A 1,278-nucleotide genomic window follows, 5' to 3' on the forward strand; every position below is an offset into this window, starting at 1 on the left:
CCCGTCCCCCTCACTGACATTTGTCACACGGGCCGATGACAGCGCGCACTGCCGCCGCTCCCCGCCCGGGGGAAGGCTGGGGACATGAACGAGCGGGAGCACGTGATCGAGGTGGCCGGACTGCGCCGGCGCTACGGACCGGCGGGCCCCGGCGGCTTCGAGGCCGTCCGGGGAATGGACTTCACGGTGCGCCGGGGGGAGGTGTTCGCCCTGCTGGGCACCAACGGCGCCGGCAAGACCTCCACGGTGGAACTCCTGGAGGGCTTGGCCGCCCCCACCGGGGGGCGGATCCGCGTGCTCGGCCACGACCCGTACCGGGAGCGCGCACTGGTCCGCCCGCGCATCGGCATCATGCTCCAGGAGGGCGGCTTCCCCTCCGACCTCACCGTGACCGAGACCGCCCGGATGTGGGCCGGCTGCACCACCGGCGCCCGACCGGTGGCCGAGGCCCTGGAGATGGTCGGCCTGGAGGACCGGGCGAAGGTCCGCGTCAAGCAGCTCTCCGGAGGCGAACGGCGGCGCCTGGACCTGGCCATGGCGCTGGTCGGCCGCCCGGAGATCCTCTTCCTCGACGAGCCGACCACCGGCCTGGACCCCGAGGCGCGCCGGCGCACCCGGGACCTGATCCGCGCGCTGCGAGCCGGCGGCACCACCGTGGTGCTCACCACGCACTACCTGGAGGAGGCCGAGACCCTCGCCGACCGGCTGGCCATCATGCGGGCCGGACGGATCGTGCTGGCCGGCACCCCGGACGAGGTCCGCGCCGCCCAGCCCTCCCGCATCCGTTTCACCCTGCCCGCCGGGGTTGATGTCGCGGAGCTGCCGGCCGGTCTCGGCGAGGTCGTCCCGGACGCCGCCGGTGAGGCCGACGCGCCCCGCGCCGTGGAGGTGCGCAGCCGACGGCTCCAGCGGGACCTGACCGACCTGCTGCTGTGGGCCCGGGAGCGGGACGTGGAGCTGGGCCGGCTGGACGCCCGCTCGGCCTCCCTGGAGGAGGCGTTCCTGCGGATCGCGGAGGACGACGCCGGGGCCGGGGACGCGGGCGCGACAAACGCCGAACCGGTCGGGGCCGGCGCCTGACCCCTCCCGGGTGACGCATCGCACACCGGCCGGCGTCCGCCCGGCACGCACCGCGCCGGGCCACCGGCACCCACCCGACACCACGCACCACGCACCACGAAGGGGGCGACCACCGTGACCGTCTCATCCCGCGCCACCGACACCCGCACCGCCGACACCCGCGCCGCCACGACCGGCCCCGCGGCCTGTCTCCTAGAC

1 protein-coding gene is annotated in these 1,278 nt (G+C 75.9%); it reads left to right on the forward strand.

Going from position 1 to position 1,278, the window contains the following annotated elements:
- Positions 1 to 84: 84 nt before the first annotated feature.
- Positions 85 to 1,080 (forward strand): ABC transporter ATP-binding protein, encoded by a 996-nt coding sequence (locus tag FNQ90_RS23635; protein WP_182608207.1) that lies wholly within the window; start codon positions 85 to 87, stop codon positions 1,078 to 1,080.
- Positions 1,081 to 1,278: the final 198 nt, after the last annotated feature.

This window comes from Streptomyces alkaliphilus (assembly GCF_014141535.1).
Classification (GTDB): Bacteria; Actinomycetota; Actinomycetes; order Streptomycetales; family Streptomycetaceae; genus Streptomyces; species Streptomyces alkaliphilus.

Excerpts from the sequence above, each read along its gene's own strand:
- FNQ90_RS23635 (WP_182608207.1), top strand. The coding sequence starts at position 85 with ATGAACGAGCGGGAGCACGTGATCGAGGTGGCCGGACTGCGCCGGCGC.